Source organism: Micromonospora parathelypteridis (assembly GCF_014201145.1).
In the GTDB taxonomy this organism is placed as follows: domain Bacteria; phylum Actinomycetota; class Actinomycetes; order Mycobacteriales; family Micromonosporaceae; genus Micromonospora; species Micromonospora parathelypteridis.
Window position 1 is genome coordinate 1,339,652 of record NZ_JACHDP010000001.1, and the last position, 25,187, is coordinate 1,364,838.

At 72.7% G+C, this 25,187-nt stretch carries 28 protein-coding genes and 1 pseudogene; 1 reads left to right on the forward strand and 28 read right to left on the reverse strand.

Annotation, left to right across the window (positions count from 1 at the left end):
- Positions 1-9: 9 nt before the first annotated feature.
- The 10 genes from HNR20_RS05525 to hisD form a co-directional block, all read right to left on the reverse strand.
- Positions 10-441: an organic hydroperoxide resistance protein gene (locus HNR20_RS05525; RefSeq protein WP_184188032.1), complete on the reverse strand. Its 432-nt coding sequence runs from the start codon at positions 439-441 to the stop codon at positions 10-12.
- A gap of 5 nt (positions 442-446) precedes the next feature.
- Positions 447-893 (reverse strand): MarR family winged helix-turn-helix transcriptional regulator, encoded by a 447-nt coding sequence (locus tag HNR20_RS05530; RefSeq protein WP_184177047.1) that lies wholly within the window; start codon positions 891-893, stop codon positions 447-449.
- Between the two features lie 84 nt (positions 894-977).
- On the reverse strand, positions 978-1,367 hold the full coding sequence (locus tag HNR20_RS05535) for a Rid family hydrolase (RefSeq protein ID WP_184177049.1): 390 nt from the start codon (positions 1,365-1,367) through the stop codon (positions 978-980).
- Positions 1,364-2,089 (reverse strand): bifunctional 1-(5-phosphoribosyl)-5-((5-phosphoribosylamino)methylideneamino)imidazole-4-carboxamide isomerase/phosphoribosylanthranilate isomerase PriA, encoded by a 726-nt coding sequence (gene priA / locus HNR20_RS05540; protein WP_184177051.1) that lies wholly within the window; start codon positions 2,087-2,089, stop codon positions 1,364-1,366. The genes HNR20_RS05535 and priA overlap by 4 nt, the downstream gene beginning before the upstream one ends.
- A gap of 14 nt (positions 2,090-2,103) precedes the next feature.
- The gene (locus tag HNR20_RS32180) at positions 2,104-2,427 is read right to left on the reverse strand and encodes a hypothetical protein (RefSeq protein ID WP_184177053.1); all 324 of its coding nucleotides are present in this window, start codon (positions 2,425-2,427) and stop codon (positions 2,104-2,106) included.
- 36 nt (positions 2,428-2,463) lie between these two features.
- The gene (hisH, locus tag HNR20_RS05550; RefSeq protein WP_184177055.1) at positions 2,464-3,096 is read right to left on the reverse strand and encodes an imidazole glycerol phosphate synthase subunit HisH; all 633 of its coding nucleotides are present in this window, start codon (positions 3,094-3,096) and stop codon (positions 2,464-2,466) included.
- A 13-nt stretch (positions 3,097-3,109) separates the two neighbouring features.
- Positions 3,110-3,280: a CG2302 family histidine operon protein gene (locus HNR20_RS05555; RefSeq protein WP_165435803.1), complete on the reverse strand. Its 171-nt coding sequence runs from the start codon at positions 3,278-3,280 to the stop codon at positions 3,110-3,112.
- A 58-nt stretch (positions 3,281-3,338) separates the two neighbouring features.
- A complete protein-coding gene (gene hisB, locus HNR20_RS05560; protein ID WP_184177057.1) occupies positions 3,339-3,950 on the reverse strand; it encodes an imidazoleglycerol-phosphate dehydratase HisB in 612 nt (203 codons plus the stop codon).
- A 55-nt stretch (positions 3,951-4,005) separates the two neighbouring features.
- Positions 4,006-5,076, reverse strand: coding sequence for a histidinol-phosphate transaminase (locus HNR20_RS05565; protein WP_184177059.1), 1,071 nt, complete (start codon positions 5,074-5,076; stop codon positions 4,006-4,008).
- Positions 5,073-6,395 (reverse strand): histidinol dehydrogenase, encoded by a 1,323-nt coding sequence (gene hisD / locus HNR20_RS05570; protein WP_184177061.1) that lies wholly within the window; start codon positions 6,393-6,395, stop codon positions 5,073-5,075. Before hisD ends, HNR20_RS05565 begins: the two co-directional genes overlap by 4 nt.
- A 106-nt stretch (positions 6,396-6,501) precedes the next feature.
- Here hisD and HNR20_RS05575 point away from each other — a divergent pair, with 106 nt between their 5' ends.
- Positions 6,502-7,206, forward strand: coding sequence for an LON peptidase substrate-binding domain-containing protein (locus HNR20_RS05575; protein WP_184177063.1), 705 nt, complete (start codon positions 6,502-6,504; stop codon positions 7,204-7,206).
- Here the strand turns inward: HNR20_RS05575 and HNR20_RS05580 are convergent.
- The 18 genes and pseudogenes from HNR20_RS05580 to HNR20_RS05665 all read right to left on the reverse strand — a co-directional run bounded on the left by HNR20_RS05580 (position 7,121) and on the right by HNR20_RS05665 (position 25,057).
- A complete protein-coding gene (locus tag HNR20_RS05580) occupies positions 7,121-8,023 on the reverse strand; it encodes a DUF2567 domain-containing protein (RefSeq protein ID WP_184177065.1) in 903 nt (300 codons plus the stop codon). The two genes, HNR20_RS05575 and HNR20_RS05580, sit on opposite strands and share 86 nt — an antisense overlap.
- A 56-nt stretch (positions 8,024-8,079) precedes the next feature.
- Entirely contained in the window at positions 8,080-9,804 is a 1,725-nt protein-coding gene (locus tag HNR20_RS05585; RefSeq protein WP_221309718.1) for a MinD/ParA family ATP-binding protein, read from the reverse strand.
- A gap of 74 nt (positions 9,805-9,878) precedes the next feature.
- On the reverse strand, positions 9,879-10,907 hold the full coding sequence (locus HNR20_RS05590; protein WP_184177069.1) for a hypothetical protein: 1,029 nt from the start codon (positions 10,905-10,907) through the stop codon (positions 9,879-9,881).
- A gap of 42 nt (positions 10,908-10,949) precedes the next feature.
- A complete protein-coding gene (locus HNR20_RS05595; protein ID WP_184177071.1) occupies positions 10,950-11,894 on the reverse strand; it encodes an RluA family pseudouridine synthase in 945 nt (314 codons plus the stop codon).
- On the reverse strand, positions 11,891-12,505 hold the full coding sequence (gene lspA / locus HNR20_RS05600) for a signal peptidase II (RefSeq protein WP_184177073.1): 615 nt from the start codon (positions 12,503-12,505) through the stop codon (positions 11,891-11,893). Before lspA ends, HNR20_RS05595 begins: the two co-directional genes overlap by 4 nt.
- A gap of 64 nt (positions 12,506-12,569) precedes the next feature.
- Positions 12,570-12,989 (reverse strand): TraR/DksA family transcriptional regulator, encoded by a 420-nt coding sequence (locus HNR20_RS05605; protein ID WP_184177075.1) that lies wholly within the window; start codon positions 12,987-12,989, stop codon positions 12,570-12,572.
- A gap of 227 nt (positions 12,990-13,216) precedes the next feature.
- Entirely contained in the window at positions 13,217-14,716 is a 1,500-nt protein-coding gene (locus HNR20_RS05610) for a potassium/proton antiporter (protein ID WP_184177077.1), read from the reverse strand.
- A 22-nt stretch (positions 14,717-14,738) separates the two neighbouring features.
- Positions 14,739-15,044, reverse strand: a complete 306-nt coding sequence (locus tag HNR20_RS05615) for a DUF167 domain-containing protein (protein WP_184177079.1) — start codon at positions 15,042-15,044, stop codon at positions 14,739-14,741.
- A 475-nt stretch (positions 15,045-15,519) separates the two neighbouring features.
- A pseudogene (locus HNR20_RS32825) lies at positions 15,520-15,870 on the reverse strand (hypothetical protein); the annotation flags it as partial.
- Between the two features lie 79 nt (positions 15,871-15,949).
- The gene (locus tag HNR20_RS05625; RefSeq protein WP_184177082.1) at positions 15,950-16,753 is read right to left on the reverse strand and encodes a DivIVA domain-containing protein; all 804 of its coding nucleotides are present in this window, start codon (positions 16,751-16,753) and stop codon (positions 15,950-15,952) included.
- Positions 16,754-16,797: 44 nt separating this feature from the next.
- Complete coding sequence (locus HNR20_RS05630; RefSeq protein WP_030334503.1) at positions 16,798-17,103, reverse strand: YggT family protein; 306 nt, start codon at positions 17,101-17,103, stop codon at positions 16,798-16,800.
- 30 nt (positions 17,104-17,133) lie between these two features.
- Complete coding sequence (locus HNR20_RS05635) at positions 17,134-17,826, reverse strand: cell division protein SepF (RefSeq protein WP_184177083.1); 693 nt, start codon at positions 17,824-17,826, stop codon at positions 17,134-17,136.
- Positions 17,827-18,016: 190 nt separating this feature from the next.
- Positions 18,017-18,760: a YggS family pyridoxal phosphate-dependent enzyme gene (locus HNR20_RS05640; protein ID WP_184177084.1), complete on the reverse strand. Its 744-nt coding sequence runs from the start codon at positions 18,758-18,760 to the stop codon at positions 18,017-18,019.
- A 9-nt stretch (positions 18,761-18,769) separates the two neighbouring features.
- Positions 18,770-19,885, reverse strand: a complete 1,116-nt coding sequence (gene ftsZ, locus HNR20_RS05645; RefSeq protein ID WP_110564078.1) for a cell division protein FtsZ — start codon at positions 19,883-19,885, stop codon at positions 18,770-18,772.
- A 246-nt stretch (positions 19,886-20,131) separates the two neighbouring features.
- Positions 20,132-20,950 carry a cell division protein FtsQ/DivIB gene (locus HNR20_RS05650; protein ID WP_184177085.1) on the reverse strand — a complete coding sequence of 273 codons (819 nt, stop codon included), beginning with the start codon at positions 20,948-20,950 and terminating at the stop codon, positions 20,132-20,134.
- Positions 20,947-22,512, reverse strand: coding sequence for a UDP-N-acetylmuramate--L-alanine ligase (murC, locus tag HNR20_RS05655; RefSeq protein WP_184177086.1), 1,566 nt, complete (start codon positions 22,510-22,512; stop codon positions 20,947-20,949). The genes HNR20_RS05650 and murC overlap by 4 nt, the downstream gene beginning before the upstream one ends.
- The gene (gene murG, locus HNR20_RS05660) at positions 22,509-23,615 is read right to left on the reverse strand and encodes an undecaprenyldiphospho-muramoylpentapeptide beta-N-acetylglucosaminyltransferase (RefSeq protein WP_184177087.1); all 1,107 of its coding nucleotides are present in this window, start codon (positions 23,613-23,615) and stop codon (positions 22,509-22,511) included. The genes murC and murG overlap by 4 nt, the downstream gene beginning before the upstream one ends.
- Positions 23,615-25,057: an FtsW/RodA/SpoVE family cell cycle protein gene (locus tag HNR20_RS05665; RefSeq protein WP_184188034.1), complete on the reverse strand. Its 1,443-nt coding sequence runs from the start codon at positions 25,055-25,057 to the stop codon at positions 23,615-23,617. The genes murG and HNR20_RS05665 overlap by 1 nt, the downstream gene beginning before the upstream one ends.
- Positions 25,058-25,187 lie beyond the last annotated feature (130 nt).

Consider the following 25,187-nt stretch of genomic DNA (forward strand, 5'->3'; position numbering starts at 1 on the left):
TCCGCGACGTCACGCGGGCAGGGTCTCGCGGACGGTCAGCGTGACGTCGATGTTGCCGCGGGTCGCGTTCGAGTACGGGCAGACCTGGTGGGCCTGCTCGACGAGCTGCTCGGCGGCGTCGCGGGGCACGGCGGGCAGGTCGACGACGAGTCCCACGGTGAGCCCGAAGCCGCCGCTGCCGTTCGGGCCGATGCCCACCTCGGCGCCGACGACCGAGCCGGTCACGTCGGCCTTGGCCCGACGGGCCACCAGTCGCAGCGCGCCGTGGAAGCAGGCCGCGTAGCCGGCGGCGAAGAGCTGCTCGGGGTTGGCGGCGCCGCCGGCGCCACCCATCTCCTTCGGCACGGCCAGGTCGAGGGTGAAGGTGCCGTCGGAGGTCTCGACGTGGCCGTCGCGGCCGTCGCCGCTCGCGGTCGCGGACGCGGTGTAGAGAACCTGCATGATGGTCACTGCTCCTTCTGTCGGTGGATGGTGTCGGTGACCCGGGTGAGGGTGTCGCGCAGCGCGACCAGCTCGGTGATGCCGAGTCCGGTGGCCCGGGCGATCTGCAGCGGGACCTCGTCCACCTGCTGCCGCAGCGCCCGGCCCTGCTCGGTGAGGCCCACCTCGACCCGCCGCTCGTCGCGGGCCGACCGCCGCCGGACCACCAGGCCCGCCCCCTCCAGCCGCTTGAGCAGCGGGGAGAGCGTGCCGGAGTCCAGCCGCAGCTCGGCCCCCAGCTCGGACACCGTGGGGGCGTCGTCGGGGCGTTCCCAGAGCACCAGCAGCACCAGGTACTGCGGGTAGGTCAGCCCGAGCTCGTCGAGGATCGGCCGGTAGACGTCGGTCAGTGCGCGCGACGCGGCGTAGAGCGCGAAGCACACCTGCCGGCGCAGCACCAGGTCATCGGTCACCGCTGAACCATAGCCCACAATTAAGTTGCGCACAACTTATCTGGCCGTGATCCGGCCAGGACGACGGTCACCGCCGGGCGTACCTCAGCGATCGCCGAGGTACGCCTCCACCTCCACCTCGACCAGGTGCTCCGGGTCCAGCAGACCGGCCACCACCACCAAGGTCGCCGCCGGCCGGACCGCGCCGAAGACCGCGTTGTGCGCCCGGCCCACCTCGTCGGCGTGCAGCCGGTCGGTCACGTACATCCTGGTCCGGACCACGTCGCCCGGCTCCGCGCCCACCTCGGCGAGCGCGGCCAGCGCGATCCGCAACGCCTGCGCGGTCTGCGCCGCGGCATCACCGACATGCACCACCCGACCGTCCACGGTGGCCGTGCAACCGGCCGTCCAGGCCCGCTCACCGGCCCGCACCACCCGGGAGTAGCCGTACCGCTGCTCCCACGGACCGCCCGAGCCGAGCCGGGTGGTCGTCACGCCGCAGCCAGGGTCCGCAGCGCCTCGGCCACCGTGAAGGCCCCCGCGTAGAGCGCCTTGCCGGCGATGACACCCTCCACCCCGTCCGACTCCAGGGTGGCCAACGCCCGCAGGTCGTCCAGCGTGGACACGCCACCGGAGGCGATCACCGGCCGGTCGGTGCGGGAACACACCTCGCGCAGCAGGTCCAGGTTCGGTCCGCGCATCGTGCCGTCCTTGGTGATGTCGGTGACCACATACCGACTCGCGCCCGCCTTGTCCAGCCGCTCCAGCACCTCGTACAGGTCACCGCCGTCACGGGTCCAGCCACGCGCCGAGAGGGTGTGACCCCGTACGTCCAACCCGATGGCGACCCGGTCGCCGTACTCCCCGACCACCCGGTCACACCAGACCGGGTCCTCCAGGGCCGCGGTGCCGATGTTCACCCGGGCCGCCCCGGTGCCCAGCGCCGCGCGCAGCGACTCGTCGTCACGGATGCCGCCGGACAACTCCACCTTCACGTCCAACTGGCGCACCACCTCGGCGAGCAGGTGCGCGTTGGTGCCCCGACCGAACGCCGCGTCCAGGTCGACCAGGTGGATCCACTCGGCGCCGTCCTGCTGCCAGGCCAGGGCGGAGTCCAACGGGTCACCGTAGATGCTCTCGCTTCCGACGGCGCCCTGCACGAGCCGGACGGCCCGGCCGTCGGCGACATCCACGGCGGGTAACAGGGTGAGGCTCAACGTCTTCTCCTCGATCAGGTACGACGGTCCAGGGCGATCACGACGATCGCCGGCAGTACGAGCAGCAACAGCACAATCAGCGCGATACGCAACGCCAGGTTGTCGACGAACGTCCAGATCAAAATCAGTGCCGCACCGGTGAGCAGCACGATCGCGGCACGCTCACCCCGGGTGTGCCGGGCCAGCCGCCCGGAACGGCCCCGCCGCAACCGCGGAGTCAACCGGCGGACCACCGCGCGGCGGCGCTGACGGCGAGCCACCTGACGCTGCCGGACCGCCCGCTCCCGGGCCTGCTCAGCCTCCCGCTCGGCCCGCCGACGGGCACGTTCCCGGCTCACCGCGACTCCCCTCGGCCGGGCACCGGGCGACGACGCTCAGTCACCGCTGGGCAGCGTGGCGAGCCAGTTGCGCAGCAGCGCGGCACCGGTGTCGGCGGACTTCTCCGGGTGGAACTGCGCCGCCGAGAGCGCACCACGCTCCACCGCTGCGACGAAATCCGTGTCGTGGTGGGCGGTGGTCACCGCGGCCCCGGCGGCGGCCAGCCCCGCCGGGTCGCCCATCGCGTACGAGTGGACGAAGTAGAACCGGCTCTGCTCCGGCAGCCCGGCGAAGAGCACCGACTCCCGGGGTGCCCGGACCGTGTTCCAGCCCATGTGCGGCAACCGGGTGGCGGCCAGTCGGGTCACCCCGCCGGGCAGCAGCCCGAGCCCCTTGGTCACCACACCGTGCTCGTCACCGTGCTCGAAGAGCACCTGCATGCCCACGCAGATCCCGAGCACCGGCCGGCCGGCGGCCACCCGCTCGGCGATCACCGGGCCGGCGCCAAGCGCCTCGATCCCAGCCATGCACGCGGCGTACGCGCCCACCCCCGGCACCACGAGACCATCGGCGGCGGCCGCGGCGGTCAGGTCGTCGGTCACCCGTACGTCCGCGCCGGCGGCGGCCAGGGCCCGCTCCGCCGAGCGCAGGTTCCCCGAGCCGTAGTCGAGCACCACCACAGCACTCATGTCGTCACCCCGATCACCCGTTCTCCGGCAGCAGCCGCAGAACCCCGGCGACCGTGGCGAGCACCGCGAGCGCCGCGGTGACCAGCACGGCGGCCTTCGGCGCACCCTGCCGGTAGAGCGACCAGGTGCCACCCACCAGCACCCCGGCCAGGATCAGCAACAACGTCGGCAGAGCGGCACCCATCAGAGCCTTCTTTCATTCGCGACTGCGGGGCTCCGCCGCGCTGCACTCCTCGCGCTCATCAGAGCGCACCTTTCGTGCTGGGAATGGCACCGGCCGCGCGCGGGTCGATCGCGGTGGCCTCGCGCAACGCCCTGGAGACCGCCTTGAACTGCGCCTCCACCACGTGGTGCGCGTCCGGGTGACCGCCCGGCCGGGCCGCCCGCAGCACGTCGACGTGCAGCGTGACCCGGGCCGCCTGCCCGAAGGACTCCCAGATGTGCCGGGTCATGCTGGTCGCGTAGACCGGCCCGATGTACGGGGCCAGTGCCGGCTCGTCGTGCACCACGTACGGCCGACCGGACAGGTCCACCGCCGCCCGGACCAGCACCTCGTCCATCGGTACGGTCGCCGAACCGTACCGTCGGATGCCGGCCTTGTCGCCCAGCGCCTGGTCGAACGCGGCGCCCAGGGCGAGCGCGGTGTCCTCGATGGTGTGGTGCGCGTCGATCTCCAGGTCACCCACGGTGCGCACGGTCAGGTCGTAGCCGCCGTGCCGGGCGATCTGGTGCAGCATGTGGTCGTAGAAGCCGACGCCGGTGCTGATCTCGGCGGTGCCGGTGCCGTCGAGGTCGATCTCGACGAGGACCTTGGTCTCCTTGGTGATCCGCTCCACCCGGGCGGTCCGACTCATTGCTTACCTCTCGGTCGCGGCTGCGGGGCGCGCAAGCTCACTCCTCGCGCTCCCATCACACTGTCTCCATTGCAGAAAGGAAGGCGTCGGTCTCGGCGGACGTGCCGGCGGTCACGCGCAGCCAGCCGGGCAGGCCGACGTCGCGGACCAGCACCCCCTGCGCCAGCAGGGCCTGCCAGACGGTGGTCTGGTCGCCGCCCACCTCGAAGAGCACGAAGTTGGCGTCGCTGTCGGCGACCCGCAACCCACGCTCGCGCAGCGTCGCCACGATCCGGTCCCGCTGCACCATGATCGCGCTGACCGTGCCGAGGAGGGCGTCGCGGTGGGTCACCGCCGCGCGCGCGGCGGCCTGGGTCAGCGCGGAGAGATGATACGGCAGTCGGACGAGCTGCACCGCCTGCACCACCGCCGGGTCGGCGGCCAGGTAACCCAGCCGCCCGCCGGCGAAGCCGAAGGCCTTGCTCATCGTCCGGGTGACCACCAGCCGCGGGTGGCCGGGCAACACCGCGAGCGCGCTGACCGTCCCGGGTCGGGCGAACTCGGCGTACGCCTCGTCGACGACCACCATGCCGGGCGCGACGTCGAGCACCGCGGCGATCACCGCCGGGTCCAGTGCCGTGCCGGTGGGGTTGTTCGGCGAGCAGAGGAAGACCACGTCGGGTCGGTGCTCGCGGACCTGGGCGACCGCCTCCTCGACGGTCAACCCGAAGTCGACGCCGCGCTGGGCGGGCACCCACCGGGTGCCGCTGCCGAGGGCCAGCAGCGGGTGCATCGAGTACGCCGGAACGAAACCGAGCGCGCTGCGCCCCGGCCCGCCGAACGCCTGCAGCAACTGCTGCTGGATCTCGTTGGAGCCGTTGGCCGCCCACACCTGCTCGACGGTGAGCCCGTGCCCCAGATATTCGGCCAGGTCGGCACGGAGCGCCACCGCGTCCCGGTCCGGGTAGCGGTTCAGCTCGCGCAGCTCGGCCGCGAGCGCCTTGCCGATCGCCTCGACGACCGGCTCCGGCACCGGGTGGGAATTCTCGTTGGTGTTGAGCCGCACCGGCACGTCCAGCTGCGGCGCCCCGTACGGCGACAGCCCGCGCAGGTCGGCACGGATCGGCAGGTCCTCCAGGTTGGTCATGCCGACTCTCCCGGGAAGCGGGCCTGGACCGCCTGGCCGTGGGCCGGCAGGTCCTCCGCTCCTGCCAGGGTGACCACGTGTGGGGCCACGTCGCGCAGTGCCGCCTCGGTGTACTCGATCAGGTGCACACCGCGCAGGAAGGACTGCACGGAGAGCCCGGAGGAGTGCCGGGCGCAGCCGCCGGTGGGCAGCACGTGGTTGGACCCGGCGCAGTAGTCGCCGAGTGACACCGGCGACCAGGCGCCCACAAAGATCGCCCCGGCGTTGCGGACCCGCAGCGCCCACTCCCGGGCGTCGACCGTCTGGATCTCCAGGTGCTCGGCCGCGTACGCGTCGACCACCCGCAGCCCCGCCTCAAGATCGTCGACCAGGACCACGCCGCTCTGCTCGCCGGTCAACGCCGTGGTGACCCGCTCGGTGTGCTTGGTCGCCGGCACCTGCTGGGCCAACTCCCGCTCGACCGACTCGACCAGCGCCAGCGACGGGGTGACCAGCACGCTCGCGGCGAGCGGGTCGTGCTCGGCCTGACTGATCAGGTCGGCGGCGACGTGCGCCGGGTCGGCCGTGTCGTCGGCCAGGATGGCGATCTCGGTCGGCCCCGCCTCGGCGTCGATGCCGACCACACCGCGCAGCAGTCGCTTGGCGGCGGTCACCCAGATGTTGCCGGGGCCGGTGATCAGGTCGACCGGGTCGCACCGCCGCTCGCCCGTCGGGTCGACGGCCGCGCCGTAGGCCAGCATCGCCACCGCCTGGGCCCCGCCCACGGCGTACACCTCGTCGACGCCGAGCAGCGCGCACGCGGCGAGCACCCGGGAGTCGGGCAGGCCGCCGTTGTCCTTCTGCGGCGGGCTGACCACCACCAGCGAGCGCACCCCGGCCGCCTGGGCGGGCACGACGTTCATCACCACGGTCGACGGGTACATCGCCAGGCCGCCGGGCACGTAGAGGCCGACCCGGTCGACCGGCAACCACCGCTCGGTGACGGTGCCACCGGGCACCACCTGCGTGGTGTGGTCGGTGCGCCGCTGGTCCGCGTGCACCCGACGGGCCCGGGTGATCGACTCCAGCAACGCGGCGCGCACTGCGGGGTCGAGCACCCCCTCGGCCTCGGCGATCGCCTCCACCGGCACCCGCAGGATCTCCGGGGAGATGCCGTCGAACCGCTCGCTGGCCTCCCGGATCGCCGGGTACCCATGCTCGCGGACCGCCTCCACCAGCGGCCGGATTCGCTCGACGGCGACCGACACGTCGAGCTGGGCACGGGGCAGCAGGCGGCGCGGGTCACCGAGACCGTCGCGCAGGTCGATCCGATTCAGCACCCTTGGGAGTCTAGGCGGCCGGTCCGCAGCAGGTCCGAGCCGCCCGTCCGCCGGGACGGTGAGCCGGGCCACGCCCACGGGGGCGAGATTGGTTAGGCTCGACCATGTGACCGCACGGCTGCCGGTTTTCCCGCTCGCAACGGTGCTCTTTCCGGGGTTGGTGCTGCCGTTGCACATCTTCGAGGAGCGCTACCGAGCGCTGGTCCGGCACCTTGTCGACCTGCCCGAGGGCGCGCCGCGTGAGTTCGGCGTGGTGGCAATCCAGGCGGGCTGGGAGGTCGCGCCCGCCGGGCCCGGCGCCCGCGCGACGCCGAGCGCCGGCGATGTCACCCTGCACGAGGTGGGCTGCACCGCCGAGCTGCGTCAGGTGACCGAGCTGGCCGATGGCGGCTTCGACATCGTCACGGTGGGCCGGCGCCGTTTCCGGATCGCCGAGGTCGACGACAGCGCCGCGCCCTATCTGACCGCCGACGTCGAGTGGCTGCCCGACCCGGCCGGGCCGGACGAGGTGGCCGAGCTGCTGGCCGCCCGGGTGATCGCGGTGTTCCGGCAGTACCTCGGCCTGATCCGCTCCGACCCGGAGGAGATCTCCGAGCAACTGCCGGAGGACCCGACCGTGCTCTCCCACCTGGTGGCGGCGACCGCGGCGCTCACCGTCGACGACCGGCAGCGGCTGTTGGCAATCGACGACACCGCCGCCCGCCTCCGCGCCGAGCTGCGGCTGCTCAACCGCGAGGCGGCTCTGCTGCGTCAGGTGCGGGCGGTTCCGGTGCCGCTGGCGGAACTGGCGTCCCCACCGACACCCAACTGAGCCCCGCCGGGTCGGGCTCCGGGCGCAGCCCGGGCCACCGCGACCAGCCAGCCAGCAGGGTGTACATGATCGCCGCGCCGAACGCCGGCAACAGCAGGTTGCCGTGCGGCACCGGCAGCACGCCGAGCAGCCAGTCGATCCCACCGGCCCGCAGGTCCGCGGGTTTGGTGAAGGCCTGTCCGGGCGGGGCGGTGGCCAGCAACCGGTCGAAGGTGGCCAGGCCGACCCGCCGCCCCACCTGCCAGGCCACCGGCGCGGCGACCAGCGCGCCGAGCACCGCGGCGAGCAGCCCGACGGGACCACGCCGTCGCCGCAGCACGATCCACAGGGCCAGCGCCACCAGCAGCCCGAAGGCGAGCCCGAGCAGGCTGAACCACCCGTCCGCGGCGATCGGCTGCTCCGGTTGCGGCTCGGCGTAGATCGCCCCCTCGACGGTCTTGAGCACCGGAGTGTCCGGCGCGAGCACGGCCCAGAGCAGCCCGAACGGCACACCCAGCACGGCCAGCGCGACCACGGCACCCAGCACCGTCGCCACGGCCCGCAGCGGACGGCGCGGCTCGTCGAAACTCAGCTCCAACGAGCTCTGGTACGCCGCCGGAGGAGCGAAGTCAGCAGGGCTCTCGGTCGGGCTTTCGCCGCGCGGCGGCTGCTCGGCGGCCGGCGGCTGCTCGGCAGCTAGCGGCTGCTCGGCGGCCGGCGGCTGCTCGGCAGCTAGCGGCTGCTCGGCAGCCGGCGATGTCGCGCCCGATGATCGGGGCGGCGCGGATCGGTCGGGCTCGTCGACGGGCCGCTCACGGTCGGGGTTGTCCGGGCTCACCCGATGATCCTCTCAGGCCCGGTGCGGGGCCGGGGTGCCGGTGGCGGCAGACCAGCTCACCGGGCGAACGGCTCCACCATCATCGCCGCCGCACGCAGCCACGCCTCCCGGGTCTCCGGCTGGAGCTGGTGGTACTCGATCGACGAACCGGTCTCCAACGCCGGGTCGTACGGCACCACGGCCACCCCACGGGTACGGGTGGCGAAGTGTCGCTCCAGGTCGTCCTGCAGCGTCGAGCGGCCCGGGGTCGGGCAGGAGATGAGGGTGATCGCGTTGTCCGCCAACTCGCCCATGCCCTCCTCGTGCAGCAGGTCGAGCATCCAGTCGGCGCTGAACGCCGCGTCCTCCCGGGGCACGGTGGTCACCACCAACTGGTCGGCGGCCTGCATCACCGTGCGCCAGTTGGGGCTCTCCACGTTGTTGCCGGTGTCCACGCAGACCACGTCGTGGGTGCGTCGCAGCAGCTCCAACACCCGCCGGACGGTGAACTGATCCAGCCGCTGGGCGAAGCGCGGGCTCTCCTCGCCGGCCAGCACGTCGTACGAGCCGTCGGAGGCATGCCGCAGGTAGTCGTCGAGCCGACCCAGCAGGGTCGAGCCTTCGAGGATCTCGATCTGGGCCAGGTCGGTGATCAGGTGACGGATCGTCCGGGCGTGCCGGGCGCTGCCGGCGCGCAGCCCGAGGGTGCCGCGCAGCTCGTTGTCGTCCCAGGCCAGTACGCCCTGCCCGCGCACGCTGCCGACCGTGGCCGCGGCGAGCACGGTGGCGGTGGTCTTGTGCACCCCGCCCTTGGGGTTGGCGAAGGCGAACACCCGGGGCGTGCCCAGGTCCCGCTTGAGCACCCCGTTGGCCCGTTCCTGCTCCGGGTCGGCGCCCTGCGGGCGCCACTCGACCCGGGTCGGATAGGCGCGTTCGGCGATCGCCGAGCCGACCGCCGGGGTGGGTGGCGGCGCGACCGGCGGGGCAGGTGGGGGTGCGACCGGTGGGGGCGGCGGTGTGACCGGAGCGGGTGCCGGGTAGCCGGTCTCGGGTTGGTACCCGGTCTCCAGCAGGGCGTACCGCGATTCGACCGCCGGGTCGCCCTGCCGGTAGCCGTTGTCCAACAGCGCGTAGCGCGACTGGACCGGCTCGGGTCCGCGCGCGGGCGGCTCGGGCTCGGCCCGGTACGTCGGCTCCGGCTGGTAACCCGGCTCGACCCGATAACCTGGCTCGGCCCGAAAGTCCGGCTCAGCACGGTAGCCCGGCTCAGCGCGATAGCCCGGCTCCGCCCGGTATTCCGGCTCAACCCGATAGCCCGGCTCCGCCCGATAACCCGGCTCAGCCCGATAGCCCGGCTCGGCACCATAGCCCGGCTCAGCACGAAAGTCCGGCTCAGCCCGATAGTCCGGCTCAGCGCGATAGCCCGGCTCGGCCCGATAACCCGGCTCGGTCCGGTAGGCCGGCTCCGAGCGGTAGTCCGGCTCGGCGCGGTAGCCCGGCTCCGCCCGGTAGGCGGGGTCGACGCGGTAGGTCGCCTCGGCCCGGTAAGTGGGCTCGGCGCCGTACGACAGCTCGGCCGGATGTCCGATGGCGGGTGCCCGCCCGGCGTACCCGTTGGGGGCCGCGCGTCGCGGCAGCGGGTCCGGCGGCGCCTCGTCGGCGTGCCGGTCCGGCTCGGCCGGCTCCGCGCCGCGACCACCCAGCCGGGCACGGTCCAACAACGCGCGCCAGCGCGGCGCTGGTTCGGCCGGCCGGCCCCAGCCGGTCTCACTGCCCTCCACGGCCCGCCCTCCCAGCGCCATCGATCTCCGTCTGACAGGCTACGAACCAAACCCTATTCGGACCACACCTCAGAACGCACACCAGCCGACGCAGATCACGACGACGTGGGCGTCGGCGGCTCGGTGGCGGTGGCGTCCGGGGAGGTGGTGACGCTCGGCGGCGCCGACTCGGTCGGTTCCGGTGACGACGGTTCAGGTGACGGAATCGTCACGACCGGTGCGGGTTCCGACGATTCGCCCATCGACGCCGAGGGCGTCGGCGTGCCCGGTGCCGGCTCCGACCGAACGCCCGGGGTGGGCTCGGGGCTCGGCCCGGTGTCGGCCGGCGGACGCACCACGTCGCGCTGCTCGGGCAGTGGCGGCGTGAAGACCGTGCGGTCCAGCCGGTACACCTCGGGGGCGGGGTCGACCGCCCGCACGTCCGGCCGGGCCGCGACGCCGCGCAGCACCACCGGTGTCGCGCGTACCACCGCCGCATAGACGCAGGCACAACCGGTGCGGTACGCCGCCGCCTCGGCGGCCGCCACGTCGGCGCCGCTGGCGTAGCGCGAACGCAACTCCCGCTCGCCCGCACCCTCACCGTCGACCGCGGCGGCCCTGGCCCGGTAGTCGGCGGCTTCGGTCTCCTTGCGGGCCGCCACCTGGTCCATCCCGGCGACCACGTCGTCCGGCACCCGCATCGCGGGAATCTTGACGATCTCGGTCTGCCGCCCGGGCAGCGGAACCCGCCCGAAGACGGTCGAGACCGGAACGTCGTTGAGCACCGTCGCCAGACGCTGCGGCGGCAGGTACGCGACAAGCGTGACCAGCGCGTAGGTCCCGTCCTCGGTGGCCGGGGTCGATGCGGGCAGCGCCGCCAGGTCGGCAGCGGCGGACTGCAGGTAGCCGGGCACGGAGTCGCCGTCGGAGACTCCGACCCGGGTCACCTCGCCCACCGTCCGGTCGCCGACCGGAGTGTCGTCGACGGCCCAGACCGCGGTGCCCAGCACCGCCGCCGCGGAGAGCACGGCCGCCCAGCTGAGCACCCCGGACCGCGCCGACCGGTCGCCCAGCCGGGCCACGGCCCGGGTCAGCGGCGGCAGCAGCCGTTGGTCCAGCTGCCGCAGCAGGTTGCCGGCGCGCACGGGCAGGATCCCCTCGTCGGATCGGTGTCGGGCGGTCGCCGCTCAGTCACGCAAGATCTGAAGCGCACGTTCCAGGTCGTCAGGGTAGTCGCTGACGAAGCGGACCTCGTCCCCCGTTCGGGGGTGCAGGAAGCTCAATTCGCGGGCGTGCAACCACTGTCGGGCCAGGCCGAGGCGGGCCGACAGGGTGGGGTCGGCACCGTAGGTCAGGTCACCCACGCACGGGTGCCGCAGGGTGGAGAAGTGCACCCGGATCTGGTGTGTCCGGCCGGTCTCCAGTCGGACGTCGACCAGGCTGGCCGCCGGGAACGCCTCAAGGGTGTCGTAGTGGGTGATGCTCGGCTTGCCGCCGGAAACCACCGCCCAGCGGTAGTCGTGGGTGGGGTGCCGGTCGATCGGCGCGTCGACCGTGCCGCGCAGCGGGTCCAGGTGACCCTGCACCACGGCGTGGTAGCCCTTGTCCACCTCGCGGTACTTGAAGGCCCGCTTCAACGCGGTGTACGCCTGTTCGCTCTTGGCCACCGCCATGATGCCGGTGGTGCCCACGTCGAGCCGGTGCACCACGCCCTGCCGCTCGGCGGCACCACTGGTGGAGATGCGGTGCCCGATCGCGGCGAGGGCGCCGATCACCGTCGGGCCGGTCCAGCCGGGGCTGGGGTGCGCGGCGACGCCCACCGGCTTGTCGACCACCACGATGTCGTCGTCGGCGTAGACCACCCGCAGGCCCGGCACCGCCTGCGGCACGATGGTCGGCGGCGCGACCGGGGCGGGCAGCGTGACATCCAGCCAGGAGCCGGCCTTGACCTTGTGCGAGTTGGGCCGGGCGCTGCCGTCGACCAGCGCGTCCCCGGCATCGACCAGGGCCGCGGCGGCGGTGCGGGAGAGCCCGAACAGACGTGACACCGCCTGGTCCAGTCGCATGCCGTCGAGGCCGTCCGGGACCGGGAGGGAACGGTGGTCGCCGCCAGCGGCGAACGCGGAGGTCATGCCCGCTCCCGCTGGTCGGCGTCCTGCGCGGCGTTCGACTCGGCCGGGTCGCCGTCGCGGCCGGCCCGCCGACCGTCCCGCTGGCGGCCGGTCAGCTCCAACAGCACAGCCAGCAGCACACCGCAGACCAGCGAGCTGTCGGCCAGGTTGAACACCGGCCAGACCTGGCCGTACGGATCGAAGAGGCTGATCATGTCAACCACATGCCCGTGGAAGGGTGCGGGTGCCCGGAAGATCCGGTCGACGAGGTTGCCGAGCGCGCCACCCAACACCAGGCCGAGGGAGACCGCCCACGGCAGCGAGCGCAGTCGCAGGGCCATCCAGACGATCCAGCCGACCACACCGATGGTGATCAACGGGAAGATCCAGGTGTGGTCCGCGCCGATGCTCCAGGCGGCGCCGCTGTTGCGGGTCAGACTCAGGTAGACGGACCCGCCGAGCAGCCGGAGCGGCTCCCGGTCGGTCAGCGCGGCCAGCGCGAGGTGCTTGGTGACCAGGTCGGCCAGCAGGGCCACCAGGGCGACTCCGGCCAGAATCGCAACGGCCCGAGGCCGGCGCTTGCCGCCACCCGGGTCAGTGCGGCCGGGTTCGGCGGACGGTGCTGCGGTCATGCGCTCCCCATCGACAGTCTCGGCGGTGATCGTTCACCGTCTCATCGCCGCCGGGGAACGGACCTCAGCGCCGCTCCTCCAGCTGCTTGCACGTCACACACTGGGTGGCCGACGGGAAGGCGGCGAGGCGCTCGACCGGGATCGGGTTGCCGCACCGCTCGCACCAGCCGTAACCACCCTCGTCGAGACGCTCCAGAGCGCGCTCGACCTGTGTGATCCGTTCCAGAATGCTGTTGGCGAGAGAGATCTCCTGCTCCCGCTCGAGCGTCTTGGTGCCCGTGTCGGCCTGGTCGTCCCCGGCCGAGTCGGTCAGCCGATCGCGCTGCAGCTCGGTGATCTCACTCAGCGTCTGATCGTACTCGGCGCGAAGCTCGTCCCGTCGCGCCGCCAGCGCCGCCCGGATCTTCTCGGTCTCCGCCGTGCTGCGGGTGGCCTTGGCCGCCGGCTTGCGCCCGGCGGTCCTGGTGTCGGCTGGCTTCGCCATAGGTCGCTCCCTCGGCCGGGGAGCCGCGCGGTCCGCGGCACCTGGTCAGGGGGCGCCAACCAGGGCGTCCCCTATATGTACGAAAAGGGGCGCACGGCGACGATGGCCGCGCACTCCGGAGGTTGGCAAGAATACGGAACGTACAGGCGTCCGACAACGTGCCGCACCGTCGCACCGCTTAACCGCCCCTAGCCCTGCCTAACTGGGGCAAAAGGAACGCTAGCAGATCAACCGACCGCCTCATCCCCGTACTCACCAAACCATCGGGCCAGCCGACCTCGCCGGCTGACCGCCCGCAGCCGCCGTTCGGCGGCGTCCCGCACCCCGGCGGTCGCCACGATCAGCAAGCTGTCTCCGGTCTTCAGCCGGGTGTCCGGTCCGGGCACGAAACCCACCCCGTCACGCAGCACCAGGGTTACCGACGCGCCCAGCGGAAGCCGCAACTCGTCGACGTGCACGCCCGCCAACCGCGAGCCCGGCGGCACCTCCAACTGGAGCAGATCCGCCCGCATCCGCTCCAGCGGCGCGGTCTCCACGTGGATCTCGGCGGCCTCGGCCGGCGCGGTCACCCGCAACCGGCGGGCGAACGGCCCCAGGGTGCTGGTCTGCACCAGCGTGAAGATCACCACCAGCACGAAGACCACGTCGAAGAGGCGCTCCGCACCGGGCACCCGCTCGGAGAGCGGAATGGTGGCCAGCACGATCGGCACCGCCCCGCGCAGCCCGGCCCAGGACAGGAACGCCTGTTCTCGTAGGCCGACCTGGAACGGCAGCGCCGAGACGGCCACCGACAGCGGCCGGGCCAGCAGCACCAGGGCCAGCCCCGCGACCACCGCGGGCAGCACCGCCGCGTCCAGCCGGGCCGGCGAGACGAGCAACCCGAGCAGCACGAACAGCCCGATCTGGGCGAGCCACGCCAGACCGTCCGCGAAGCCGAGGATCGCCTGCCGGTGTGACAACCGGGCGTTGCCCAGCAGCACTCCGGCCACGTAGACGGCGAGGAACCCCGAGGCGTGCAGCGACGCCCCCGCGGCGTACGCGAGGACGGTGATGCCCACCGCGGCGATCGGGTAGAGCCCGGCCGAGGGCAACGCGGCCCGGCGTAGCGCCCAGGTGCCGGCGACCCCCGCGGCCACGCCCACCGCCGCACCGACGCCCAACTCGTAACAGACCAGCGCGACCTCGTACCACCATGGGTGTGCCCAGCCCTGGTGGGACAGCAGCACCACCAGCAGCACCACCGGGGCGTCGTTCATGCCCGACTCGGCCTCCAGCGTCGCCACCAGGCGGGGCGGCAGCCGCAGCCGGCGCAGGGTGGCGAAGACGGCCGCCGCGTCGGTGGACGAGAGCACCGCGCCGTAGAGCAGCGCCAACCGCCAGTCCAGCCCCAGCAGCAGGTGCACAGCGACGCCGACCACCACGATGCTCACGACCACGCCGACCGTGGAGAGCGCGGAGGCCAGCCCGAGAACCGGGCGCAGCGTGGTCCACCGGGCGGTCAGGCCGCCCTCCGCGATGATCACGATCAGCGCGCAGAAGCCGAGGGTCCGGGTCAACTCGGCGTCGTCGAAGCGGATGCCGAGCCCGGCCTCGCCGATCGCCACGCCCAGCGCCAGATAGACCAGGAGGCTGGGCACGCCGAGCCGGGTGGAGAGCCGCACAGCACCGACCGCGACCAGCAGCACGGCCGCACCCAGCAGCAGCGCGATATCCAACCCGGGCGTCACGGCTGCCTGGCCTGGGCGTTCCTCACTCGGCGGATCCGTCGCGCAGTCGGCGCAGCACCCCGGACAGCTCAGGGCTGGGCCGATCGACGAGGAAGAGCTTGTCCCGACTGGCCGCGCCGGTACGCAGCGACACCGCCGCCGGCCGGACGCCCAGGGCAGCCGCGAGGGCCCGGCGGGCCGCCTCGGTCGCCCGACCGTCGACGGCCGGGTCGTGCACCGCGATTACGAGGGCGGGCCCGTGCGGACCGTCGAAGCGCCCACCCACCCGGTCCCGGGACGCGCCGGGCTTCACCCGCACCGCCACGGTGAGCGTGTCCTGCGTGGGCACCGGTGCCGCTTCAGATCGGCCGGGCGTCGGCGAGCAGGGCGGTGGCTGGCGCACAGTGCGCGCACGGAGTGAAACCAAGCTCGGCGGCCTCGGCCACCGGCAGCGACTCGGTGACCCGGCCAACGAGGTGCGGGCAGTCGGCGAGGTGGTAGCGAGGACGGCCGTCCACCACGTGGACGGCATCGGGCAGTCGTGCCACCCGGGCCGCCTCGGCGGGGGTGACCAACTGCTCTTCCGGCTCGTCGGTTGGCGGGTCACCGCGGTCCGGGGCGTCGTCGGTCGAGGCCGCAGGCGACGAAGCCGGGCTGACGGGAGCGGACACGTCGTCGGCCGGAGTCACGAAAGGCGCCCCCTGGTCGAACGGGGGCGCATCATCCACGCGCGGGTCGAGCAGGGGCGCATCGTCGACGCGCGGGTCGAACGGCGGCGACTCGTCGACGCCCGGGTCAAACACGGGCGCGTCGTCGACGCGTGCCGCATGGTCGACCGGCGACACGGGTGGTTGCCGCCACCCGGTGCCGCCGGTACCAACCGTCGTGGGCACGTGCTGGACCGGCACTTCCGGCTCGACCAGCGGCGGCCCGTACGCGACTCCCGGCGGGGCCTGGCTGGCCGTGCGGGATGCGTCGGGGTGCCGCCGGCCGGTCCGGCCGGGACCCGCCGTAGCGCGGTTGGTGGCTGCCTGGCGGGCGCCCACCACCAACGCCACGGCGGCCAGCAGACTGGCCGCGATGGAGATGATCAACATGAAGCTTGAGCCACCGGCCAGGCCGAGCACCAGTAGCACCACCGCGACGAGGATGAGCAACAGACTTGCGACTATCACGGCTCACCCCCGCCGCGTCGAACCGTCCAGGCTGGGCCGGCGACCGTCACCATTGGCGGACGCGATCGCCGGCCGGTGCTCAGCGTCCGGCTTCGAGGGCGCCGGAACGCCCGCCGCCGCCGTACGAACCGGCGAGGCCCGCAGCGGCCAGCCCGTTGCCGCCGGCGACCCGGCCTGCCTCGGAGCGGGTCATCTCGGCCTCGAGGCCCTGGCCGCGACCGTCGAGGTCACGCAGCTGGCTCTCCAGGTACGCCTTGAGCCGGGTGCGGTACTCGCGCTCGAACTGCTTGAGCTCCTCGATGTGCTTCTGCAGAGCCGTGCGCTTGGCGTCCAGGCCGCCCATGGCCTCCTGGTGCCGCTGGCGGGCGTCCCGCTCGAGGGCGTCGGCCTTCGCGCGAGCCTCGCGGGTCACCTCCTCGGCCTTGCCGCGGGCCTCGGAGAGCAGCTGGTCGGCCTCGCGGCGGGCGTCGGACACGTGGTCGTCGGCGGTGCGCTGGGCCATCATCAGCACGCGCAGGGCCTGCTGCTCGCCGTCACCGGTGACCGCGGGGCCGCCGGTTGCACGGACCTGCTCCAGCTCGGCCTGCATCGCGCGGGCAGCCTGCTCGGCCGCCGACTTGTCGCGCTGCACCCGGTCCAGCTGGGCCTTGACGTCGTTGAGCTCCGCCGCGAGTCGGGCGTCGCCGCCGGGGCCTGCGGGGGCGCCGCCACGGCCGCCGCGCTCCACCTGGGCGCGCAGCTCGTTGTTCTCCTCGATGAGACGGGCGAGCTCGCGCTCAACCTCGTCAAGGAAGGCGTCGACCTCCTCCTCGTCATACCCCCGTTTGCCGATCGGCGGCTTTTTGAAGGCGACGTTGTGGACGTCGGCCGGGGTCAGCGGCATCGAAACTCCTCGGGTCAGTTGCGGCCGCGAAAGCGCGTCGGTCATCAGGCAGATGCCCTGATCGACGGCCCTAACACGAACTCCATCAGCACGAACAGGATAACCAGGAGCACAAGGGAGGCCAGGTCGATGCTCACGGTACCAATTCGCAGCGGAGGGATCACACGCCTCAACGCGTTGAGAGGGGGATCAGTGACGCTCCACACGGATTCCAATCCTGCCGATGCGCCACGCCCCGGTTGCCAGCGACGGCCGTACTGCAGGACGGCGCTCAACACGAACCGGGACAGAAGCAGAAGCAGGAAGACATAAAGGATCAGGTACAGCACTTGCAGTAAGATCGACAACACGGTCAGCGACGTCCCTCGGGTCGGGCGGGGTCAACTCAGACTGAAAAAGCCGCCCTCAGCGATCTTGGCCTTGTCCTCAGCGGTGACCTGGACGTTGGCCGGTGAGAGCAGGAACACCCGATTGGTCACGCGCTCGATCGTACCGCGCAGGCCGAACGCCAGACCGGCGGCGAAGTCCACCAGACGGCGGGCATCGGCCTCATCCATTTCGGTGAGATTGATGATCACTGGAACGCCGTCGCGGAAGTGCTCGCCGATCGTGCGCGCCTCCCGGTAGGTGGTCGGGTGCAGCGTGGTGATCTGGTAGCGCTGCTCCTCCTCGGGCAACGCCCGCTCACGCGACGTGACCTGCGGCGCGAGGGCCAGGTTGTCACGGGTGTGGTAGGTCAGCGCGCCGGAGGTCTCACCAGCCGACGACCGGGTGATCGATCGTACGCTGGACCGCTCGGCCCGCTCCGGACGCTCACCGTCACCACGCTCGGACTCGCTCAGCCGCCCGCTCGTCCGCTCGGAGAGTCGACCCCGCTCACTGGCGCGCGGCCGTGGAGCCGGCGGCTCCTCGGTGTCGTCCTCGTCCTCGTCGGCGAACTCCTCGGCGTACCGGCTCTGCCGGTAACGCGAGTCGCGGTAGCCACCCTTGTCGTAGCCACCGTCGTCGTAGGCCCGCTCGTCGTCCTCTTCGACCAGACCGAGCCAGACCCCCGCCTTGCGCAGTGCACCCATCCCGCGCCCTTCCGTCCGCCGTGCGGCACGCGCCCCCGTGCCATGTCGCCCGTCGCGAGTGGACAACCATGCCCATCGGACCGGAACGGCAATCTCCTGGCACGCGATTCGCGTCGCATGCCACGACCCCCGACTAGGAGACGCCGCCCCTGAAACAACACTGATGTAATTTGCATGTCTCGCGGTCAGGCTACCGCAGCGTGGGACGCATTCCGAGCAACGCGCTACCGACGCGGACATGTGTCGCGCCGTATCGGATCGCGATTTCGAAATCTCCGCTCATTCCCGCGGACAGCCCGGTAGCTCCCGGATGGACTGCCCGAAACGCGCCGGCAACCTCCGCGAGTCGGGCGAAGGCCCGTTCCGGCTCCCAACCCAGCGGAGCCACCGCCATCAGGCCCGTCAGACGCAGCCCAGGCGCCTCGGCCACCGCCTCGGCCACCGGTTCCAGCCCGGCGCCCGGATCGGCCGACCCGGGCAGCGCTCCGCCCCGGGCAGCGTCGCCGTCCAGGCTCACCTGGACCATGGCGTCGAGCGGCGACTCCCGGTCGGCGGCCGCGGAGGCCAGCGCCCGGGCCAGCCGGACACTGTCGACGGAGTGCACCGCGTCGGCGTAGCGGACCACCGAGCGGGCCTTGTTGCGCTGCAGTTGACCGATGAAGTGCCAACGGGGACGCACCCCCGCCGCAGCGACCTCGGCGGCCTTACCGGCTGCCTCCTGGTCGCGGTTCTCCCCCATGTCGGTCACTCCGAGCCCGGCCAGCGCCAACACGTCGCTGGCCGGGTAGGTCTTCGTCACCGCGATCATCGTGACCTCGGCGCGGTCGCGGTCGGCTTCCGCGCAGGCGTCGGCGATCCGGGTCCGGATGTGGGCAAGGCCGGCCGCGAGTTCGGCGCGCCGGTCCGGTCGTACCGTGGCTGAGCTGTCGGTCATCGGCGGTGCTCAGGACCCGTTCTTGAGGAAATCGGGAACGTCCACGTCGTCGAAGAGCACTCGGCGCGGTGACTGGGCCGGAGCCGGGTTGGTGGCCGGTGCCGGCACCGGCGTGCTCTGCGGCGCCGGCTGGTTGGTGTTGGTCTTGCGGGTCGGCTCAGCCGCCTTGTAGGCCGGAGTGCCGCCGTCGAAGCCCGCCGCGATGACCGTCACCCGCACCTCGTCACCGAGCGCGTCGTCGATGACGGCGCCGAAGATGATGTTGGCATCCGGGTGGGCCGCGTCGGTGACCAGTTGGGCCGCGTCGTTGATCTCGAACAGGCCCAGGTCGGAGCCGCCGGCGATGGAGAGCAGCACGCCCCGCGCGCCGTCCATGCTCTGCTCCAGCAGCGGGCTGGAGATGGCCGCCTCGGCCGCCTCGACCGCGCGATTCTCCCCGCGGGCGCTGCCGATGCCCATCAACGCACTGCCGGCGCCGCTCATCACGCTCTTGACGTCGGCGAAGTCCAGGTTGATCAGACCCGGGGTGGTGATCAGGTCGGTGATGCCCTGCACACCCGAGAGCAGCACCTGGTCGGCCGTACGGAACGCGTCCATCATGCTGATGTTGCGGTCGCCCAGGGCCAGCAGCCGGTCGTTCGGGATCACGATCAGGGTGTCGCACTGGTTGCGGAGTTCGTCTATCCCCGTCTCGGCCTGCACCTGGCGGCGCTTGCCCTCGAAGGAGAACGGCCGGGTCACCACACCGATGGTCAGCGCGCCGAGCTTGCGGGCGATGTTGGCCACCACTGGCGCGCCACCGGTGCCGGTGCCGCCGCCCTCACCGCAAGTCACGAAGACCATGTCGGCGCCCTTGAGCACCTCCTCGATCTCGTCGCGGTGGTCCTCGGCGGCGTTCTTGCCGACGTCGGGGTTGGCGCCGGCGCCCAGGCCACGGGTCAGCTCACGGCCGACGTCGAGCTTGACGTCGGCGTCACTCATCAGCAGCGCCTGGGCATCGGTGTTGATCGCGATGAACTCGACGCCCTTGAGCCCAACCTCGATCATCCGGTTGACGGCGTTGACGCCGCCGCCCCCGATGCCGACGACCTTGATGACCGCCAGGTAGTTGTGCGGAGGTGTCATCTCCGGTCCTTTCCTTCGAGATTGGCTTCGGCCGACCGGGTACGGCGTGGCCAGACCAGCGGCCGACGACATCTGTCACCAGCGAGGATCAGAGATGAACCCTCACCCTCTACTAGAGGCTTACAGTTATGTCAACCACTGATCCTCTTCGGGGCAACGTAAGCGCCACCGCGCGATGAGCCAAGGACCCGACCGGCGTGTCGCCGACCCGAGCGCGACGGGTCACCTCCGCGCGCGCTCCCCGGGTCAGCGGAAGGTCACCACGTCCGGCGCGCTCACGTCGATCCGGGCGGCGTCCTCGTCCAGCAGCGCGGTGGCAACCCGGGCCTTGTCCGGCCCCCGGTTCGCGTCGCCCCAGACCACCGTCCGGTCCCCCCGCAACCGCAGGCTGATCCGGGCCAGCCCCTCCACCTGTACGTCCACGAGCTCCGTGCGCAGCTCCGGGGTCAGCGCGACGAGCACCTCCAGCGCGGCCCGGGTGCCCGGGTCGTCGGCGGCCGGGCGGACCACCGTCACCTGTGGCAGCTCGGCGGGGCGTCGGTCCACCGTCCGGAACGCCACCCCACTCCGGTCGATCAGGGCGAACGCCTCCCCCTGCGGCACCGCGGCCACCGGGGTCCGCTCGGTCACCCGCACCACCAGCGCGCCGGGCCAGTCCCGGGACACCGTGGCCCGCTCCACCGCCGGCAGCGCACCGACCCGGTGGGCGACGGCGGCCAGGTCCACCCGGGCCAGCGGCACCCCGTCCGGCACACCGACCGCGTCGTGCACCTGCACCGGGGTGACCAGGTCGGCACCCTCGACACGCACCTCCCGGACCCCGAACAGCCCGGTCCCGAGCACCGTCCAGGCGACCAGTCCGGCCAGCGCGAGCACCCCGGCGGCCACCGCCCAGGGCAGCGCCGCACGCATGCGACGCTGCCGGGCACGGGCCATGAACCGGCGGGTCGAGGGCGGTACCGCGTCGCGGCCCGCCCGGACCAGCTGCCAACGCCGGGACGGACCGCGGCGTGGGGCGCCGCCGTCGGCGGCGCTGGTCCGTCCTCGGGCCGGGCCGGGACTCATCCGGCCATGGGCGCCGTGCCGCCGGGTGCGGCGGTGCCACCGAGGGCTGCTCCGTCGCCCCCGGCCGTGGCCCCACCCGGCACCGGATCACCGATCGCCGGGGCGGTGGCCACCGGGTCGACGGTCGCGGTCGGAGTGGGGCCGGAGGCCCGCTCACCCAGGGCGGCCAGCAGCTCGTCGCCCATCAGCGAGATCGGCGGGGCGCCCATGGTGACCACCACGTCGCCCGAGCGGGCCCGCCGGGCCACCTCGCCCGGCGCCGCCTCCCACGACTCGACGAAGACCTTCTGGTCGGCCGGCAGCGCCACCGCCGCGATCAGCGCCGCCGAGCCCTCGCCGGGCTGGCGCAACTCGCCCGGCCCGAAGACCTCCAGCAGCACCAGCTCGTCGGCGAGACCCAACGCCTCGGCGATCTCCGCCTGGGAGTCCCGGGTGCGGTACAGCCGGTACGGCTGGAAGACGACGATCAGCCGCCCGTCCCCGGCCACCTCGCGCAGCGTCTGCAACGCCAACGTCATCGAGGTCGGGTGGTAGGCGTACTCGTCGTAGACCAGCACGCCGTCCGCGACGCCCTTGCGCTCGAAGCGCCGTCGCACACCGGGAAAGACCGCCAGCGCGGCCTCCGCCGCCTCCAGGGGCAGATCCAGCAGGTACGCGGCCAGCACCGCCGAGGCGCTGTTGAGCCCCATGTGCCGCCCCGGCACCGGCAGCCGGAACTCGCCCAGCGAGCGGCCATCGATAGCGGCCAGATAGCGCACACCACGCGCGGAGGAGACGATCTCGGTCAACCGCAGGTCCGCGTCGGCCGCCTCGCCGTAGGTGAAGACCCGCCGCCCCTCGGCGCGCAGGCTCTCGGCCAGCCGCCGACCGCCCGGGTCGTCGGCGCAGGTGATGATGAACCCGTCCGGGTCGGTGAGGCGGGCGAACTCCACGAACGCCGCCTCCAGCGTCGCGTAGTCGCCGTAGGTGTTCAGGTGGTCCGCCTCGACGTTCGTGATGATCGAGACGTACGGGCGGTAGATGAGGAACGAGCGGTCACTCTCGTCCGCCTCGACCACGAAGTGCTCGCCGGTGCCGTGGTGGGCGCCCGAGCCGACCTCGGAGATCTCGCCGCCGATCACGAAGGACGGGTCCACCCCGGCCTGCTGCAGCACCATCGTCACCATCGAGGTGGTGGTGGTCTTGCCGTGCGTGCCAGCGACCGCCACCGCCCGGCGGCCGGTCATCGCCGCGGCGAGCGCCTCCGAGCGGTGCAGCACCCGCAGCCCGCGCCGACGCGCCTCGACCAGCTCGAGATGATCCTGCGGAATGGCCGACGAGTAGACGACGGTGTCCACACCGTCGAGGTTTGTCGCCTCGTGACTCATGTGGATCGTGCCGCCCAGCGCGCGCAGACCGGCCAGCGACGGCCACTCGCGCAACTCGCTGCCGGAGACCGCGATGCCCCGGGTCAGGAACAGCCGGGCCAGCCCGCTCATGCCCACCCCACCCACCCCGATCAGGTGGATGGTGCCCAGGTCCTCGGCGGTGAGCGTGCCGGCCGGGGTGAACTGCGCGGTCATCGGGCCACCGCCTCGATGACGAAGGAGCGCAGCGCCTCGTCACCGTCGCGCCGCCCGTACGCCGCCGCGGCGGCGCCCATCGCGTACAACCGCTGCGGGTCGCGGATGAGCGGAATGACGGTGCGCTCCAACCAGTCCGGAGTGAGCTCCGCGTCGTCGACCAGCAGCCCACCGCCGGCCTCCACCACGGGCAGCGCGTTGCGCCTCTGCTCCTGGTTGCTGTGCGGGTACGGCACGTAGATCGTCGGCAGCCCGATCGCGGCCACCTCGGCGACGGTCATCGCCCCGCCCCGGGCCAGCATCAGGTCGGCGGCGGCGTAGCCCAGCTCCATCTCGGACAGGTACGGCAGCGTCACGTACGGCACCGGCAGGTCGGTGGGGATCGGCACCGGCTCGTTGCGGGCGCCCATCACGTGCAGGACCTGCACGCCGTTGCGGGCCAGCTCCTTGGCCGCCCCGGAGACCGCCAGGTTGATCGAGCGGGCGCCCGACGAACCACCGGAGACGAAGAGCACCGGCAGGTCGGGGCGCAGCCCGAAGTGGGCGCGGGCGGCGTTGCGCAGCGCGTACCGGTCCAGCCCCGCGATGGTGCGGCGCAGCGGCACCCCGACGATGGTGGCATCGCGCAGCGACTCGGCCTGGCTCGGCTGGTGCGGGAAGCCGACGGCGATGTTCTTGGTGAACTTCATGCCCAGCCGGTTGGCGACGCCCGGCGGCACGTTCACCTCGTGGATCACCATGGGCAGCTCCCGCCGCCAGGCGGCCAGGTAGGCCGGCACCGAGACGTACCCGCCGAAGCCGACGACCACGTCGGCGCGCACCTCGTCGATCACCTTGCCCGCGGCGCGCGCCGCGGTCCACATCCGGCCCGGGGTACGGACCAGGTTCATGTTGACCGACCGGGGCAGCTGGTACGCCGGGATCTGCCGCAGCTCGTAGCCGTGCGGCGGAATCAGGTCGTTCTCCATACCGCGTGGTGTGCCGAGGCAGGTGATCCGGACGCCCGGGTCGTGTCGGCGCAGGCAGTCGGCGAAGGCGAGCAACGGGTAGACGTGTCCCCCGGTGCCACCTCCCGCGAGCACCACCGAACGCAGCGGACCCATCAGCGTCTCCTCTCGCTCGCCGTACCCCCGCGGCTCCGGTCCTGTCGGACCCCGCGCGGCGCGGCCTGGTCGTCGTGGCGCCGCTCGCGGGACCGGGGCACGGACCCTCGGCCGGCGGGCGGCGTCGCCGGTCGGCGGCGCCGGCCGGGAAGCGGCGGCAACGGGGCCCAGAGTAGTCGGACCCACCGGGCCGGCGGACGGGCATGCAGTGCTCTGGCCGCATCGGGTTCGGCGCGGGCGAAAGATGCCAGCATCCCGATCCCGGCCAACGTCACCACCAGGGCACTTCCGCCGTCGGAGATGAACGGCAGCGGCAGGCCGGTGATCGGCAGCAGCCCGACCACGCCACCGACATTGATCACGGCCTGGCTGACCAGCCAGGTGGTCACGGCGGCGGCGGCGAGCCGACGGAACGGGTCGTCGACCCGCCGGGCGATCCGCAACCCGGTGTACGCGAGCACCGCGAAGAGGCTGAGCACCACGGCACACCCGATCACGCCCAACTCCTCAGCGATGATCGCGAAGATGAAGTCGTTGTGCGCCTCGGGCAGCCAGTCCCATTTCAGGCTGCCCTTGCCGAGCCCGACCCCGAACCAGCCGCCGTGCTCGATGGCCAGTCGGCCCTGGTAGAACTGGTAGCACGGGTCCCCGCACTTGTCCGGCGCCGGTGGGTTGAGAAAGAGCGTCAGTCGCGCCAGGCGGTAGTTGTCGGCGCCGCGCTCACCAGAGCCGGCGCCCAGCGACGCCACCGCGATGAGCAGGCCGACGCCGAGCAGACCGACCACCGTCAGGGCACCGAAGACCCGCATCCGTACGCCGGCGGCCCAGAGCAGGCCGACCACCAGGGCCAGCAGGCAGAGCATGGTGCCCACGTCGTTGTAACCGACCAGGACGAAGAGCAGTCCCATCACCGGGAAGAGCGGGGTGGCCAGCTCCCGCCACCAGCCCAGGGCGGCGCCCTTGCGGGCGATCAGGTGCGCGCCCCACAGCACCAGCGCGATCTTGGCCAGCTCGGAGGGCTGCACCTGGACCCCGCCGATGAACAGCCAGAGCAGCCGTGCCTCGATCGGGCCGATCCGGGCGGAATCCTGGTCGGTCAGTCGCGCGTAGGCGAGCAGCAGGTTGAGCAGCAGCAGCAGCCCGATCGAGGTGAACAGCAGCGGCCGGCCCAGCGATCGGTAGGTGCTGGCGGGCAGGCGCTGGCAGGCCCAGAACACCACGATGCCGATCACCGCGAAGATGGCCTGCTTGGTCACCGAGGCCGAGGCGTTGCCGTCCTCGGCGTAGTCCTTCACGCTGGTCGCCGAGAAGACCATGGTCAGCCCGATCAGCAGCAGCAGGCCGGCGCAGGACAGCAGCAGGTAGTAGGAGGCCAGGGGCCGGTCCAGCAGGCCCCGCAGCGCGGCGAGCCCGTTGGCCGCGTCCAACCCGCGCAGCGGCACGGAGGGCGCCGGTTCGGCCTCCCGCGGTGCCGCGCCCGGGTCCGGGCCGCGCACGTCGTCCGGCGGCGCGCTGGCCTCCGCGGTACGCGCAGCGCCCGGTGACCGTCGCGGTCGACCGGCTGTCCTGTCG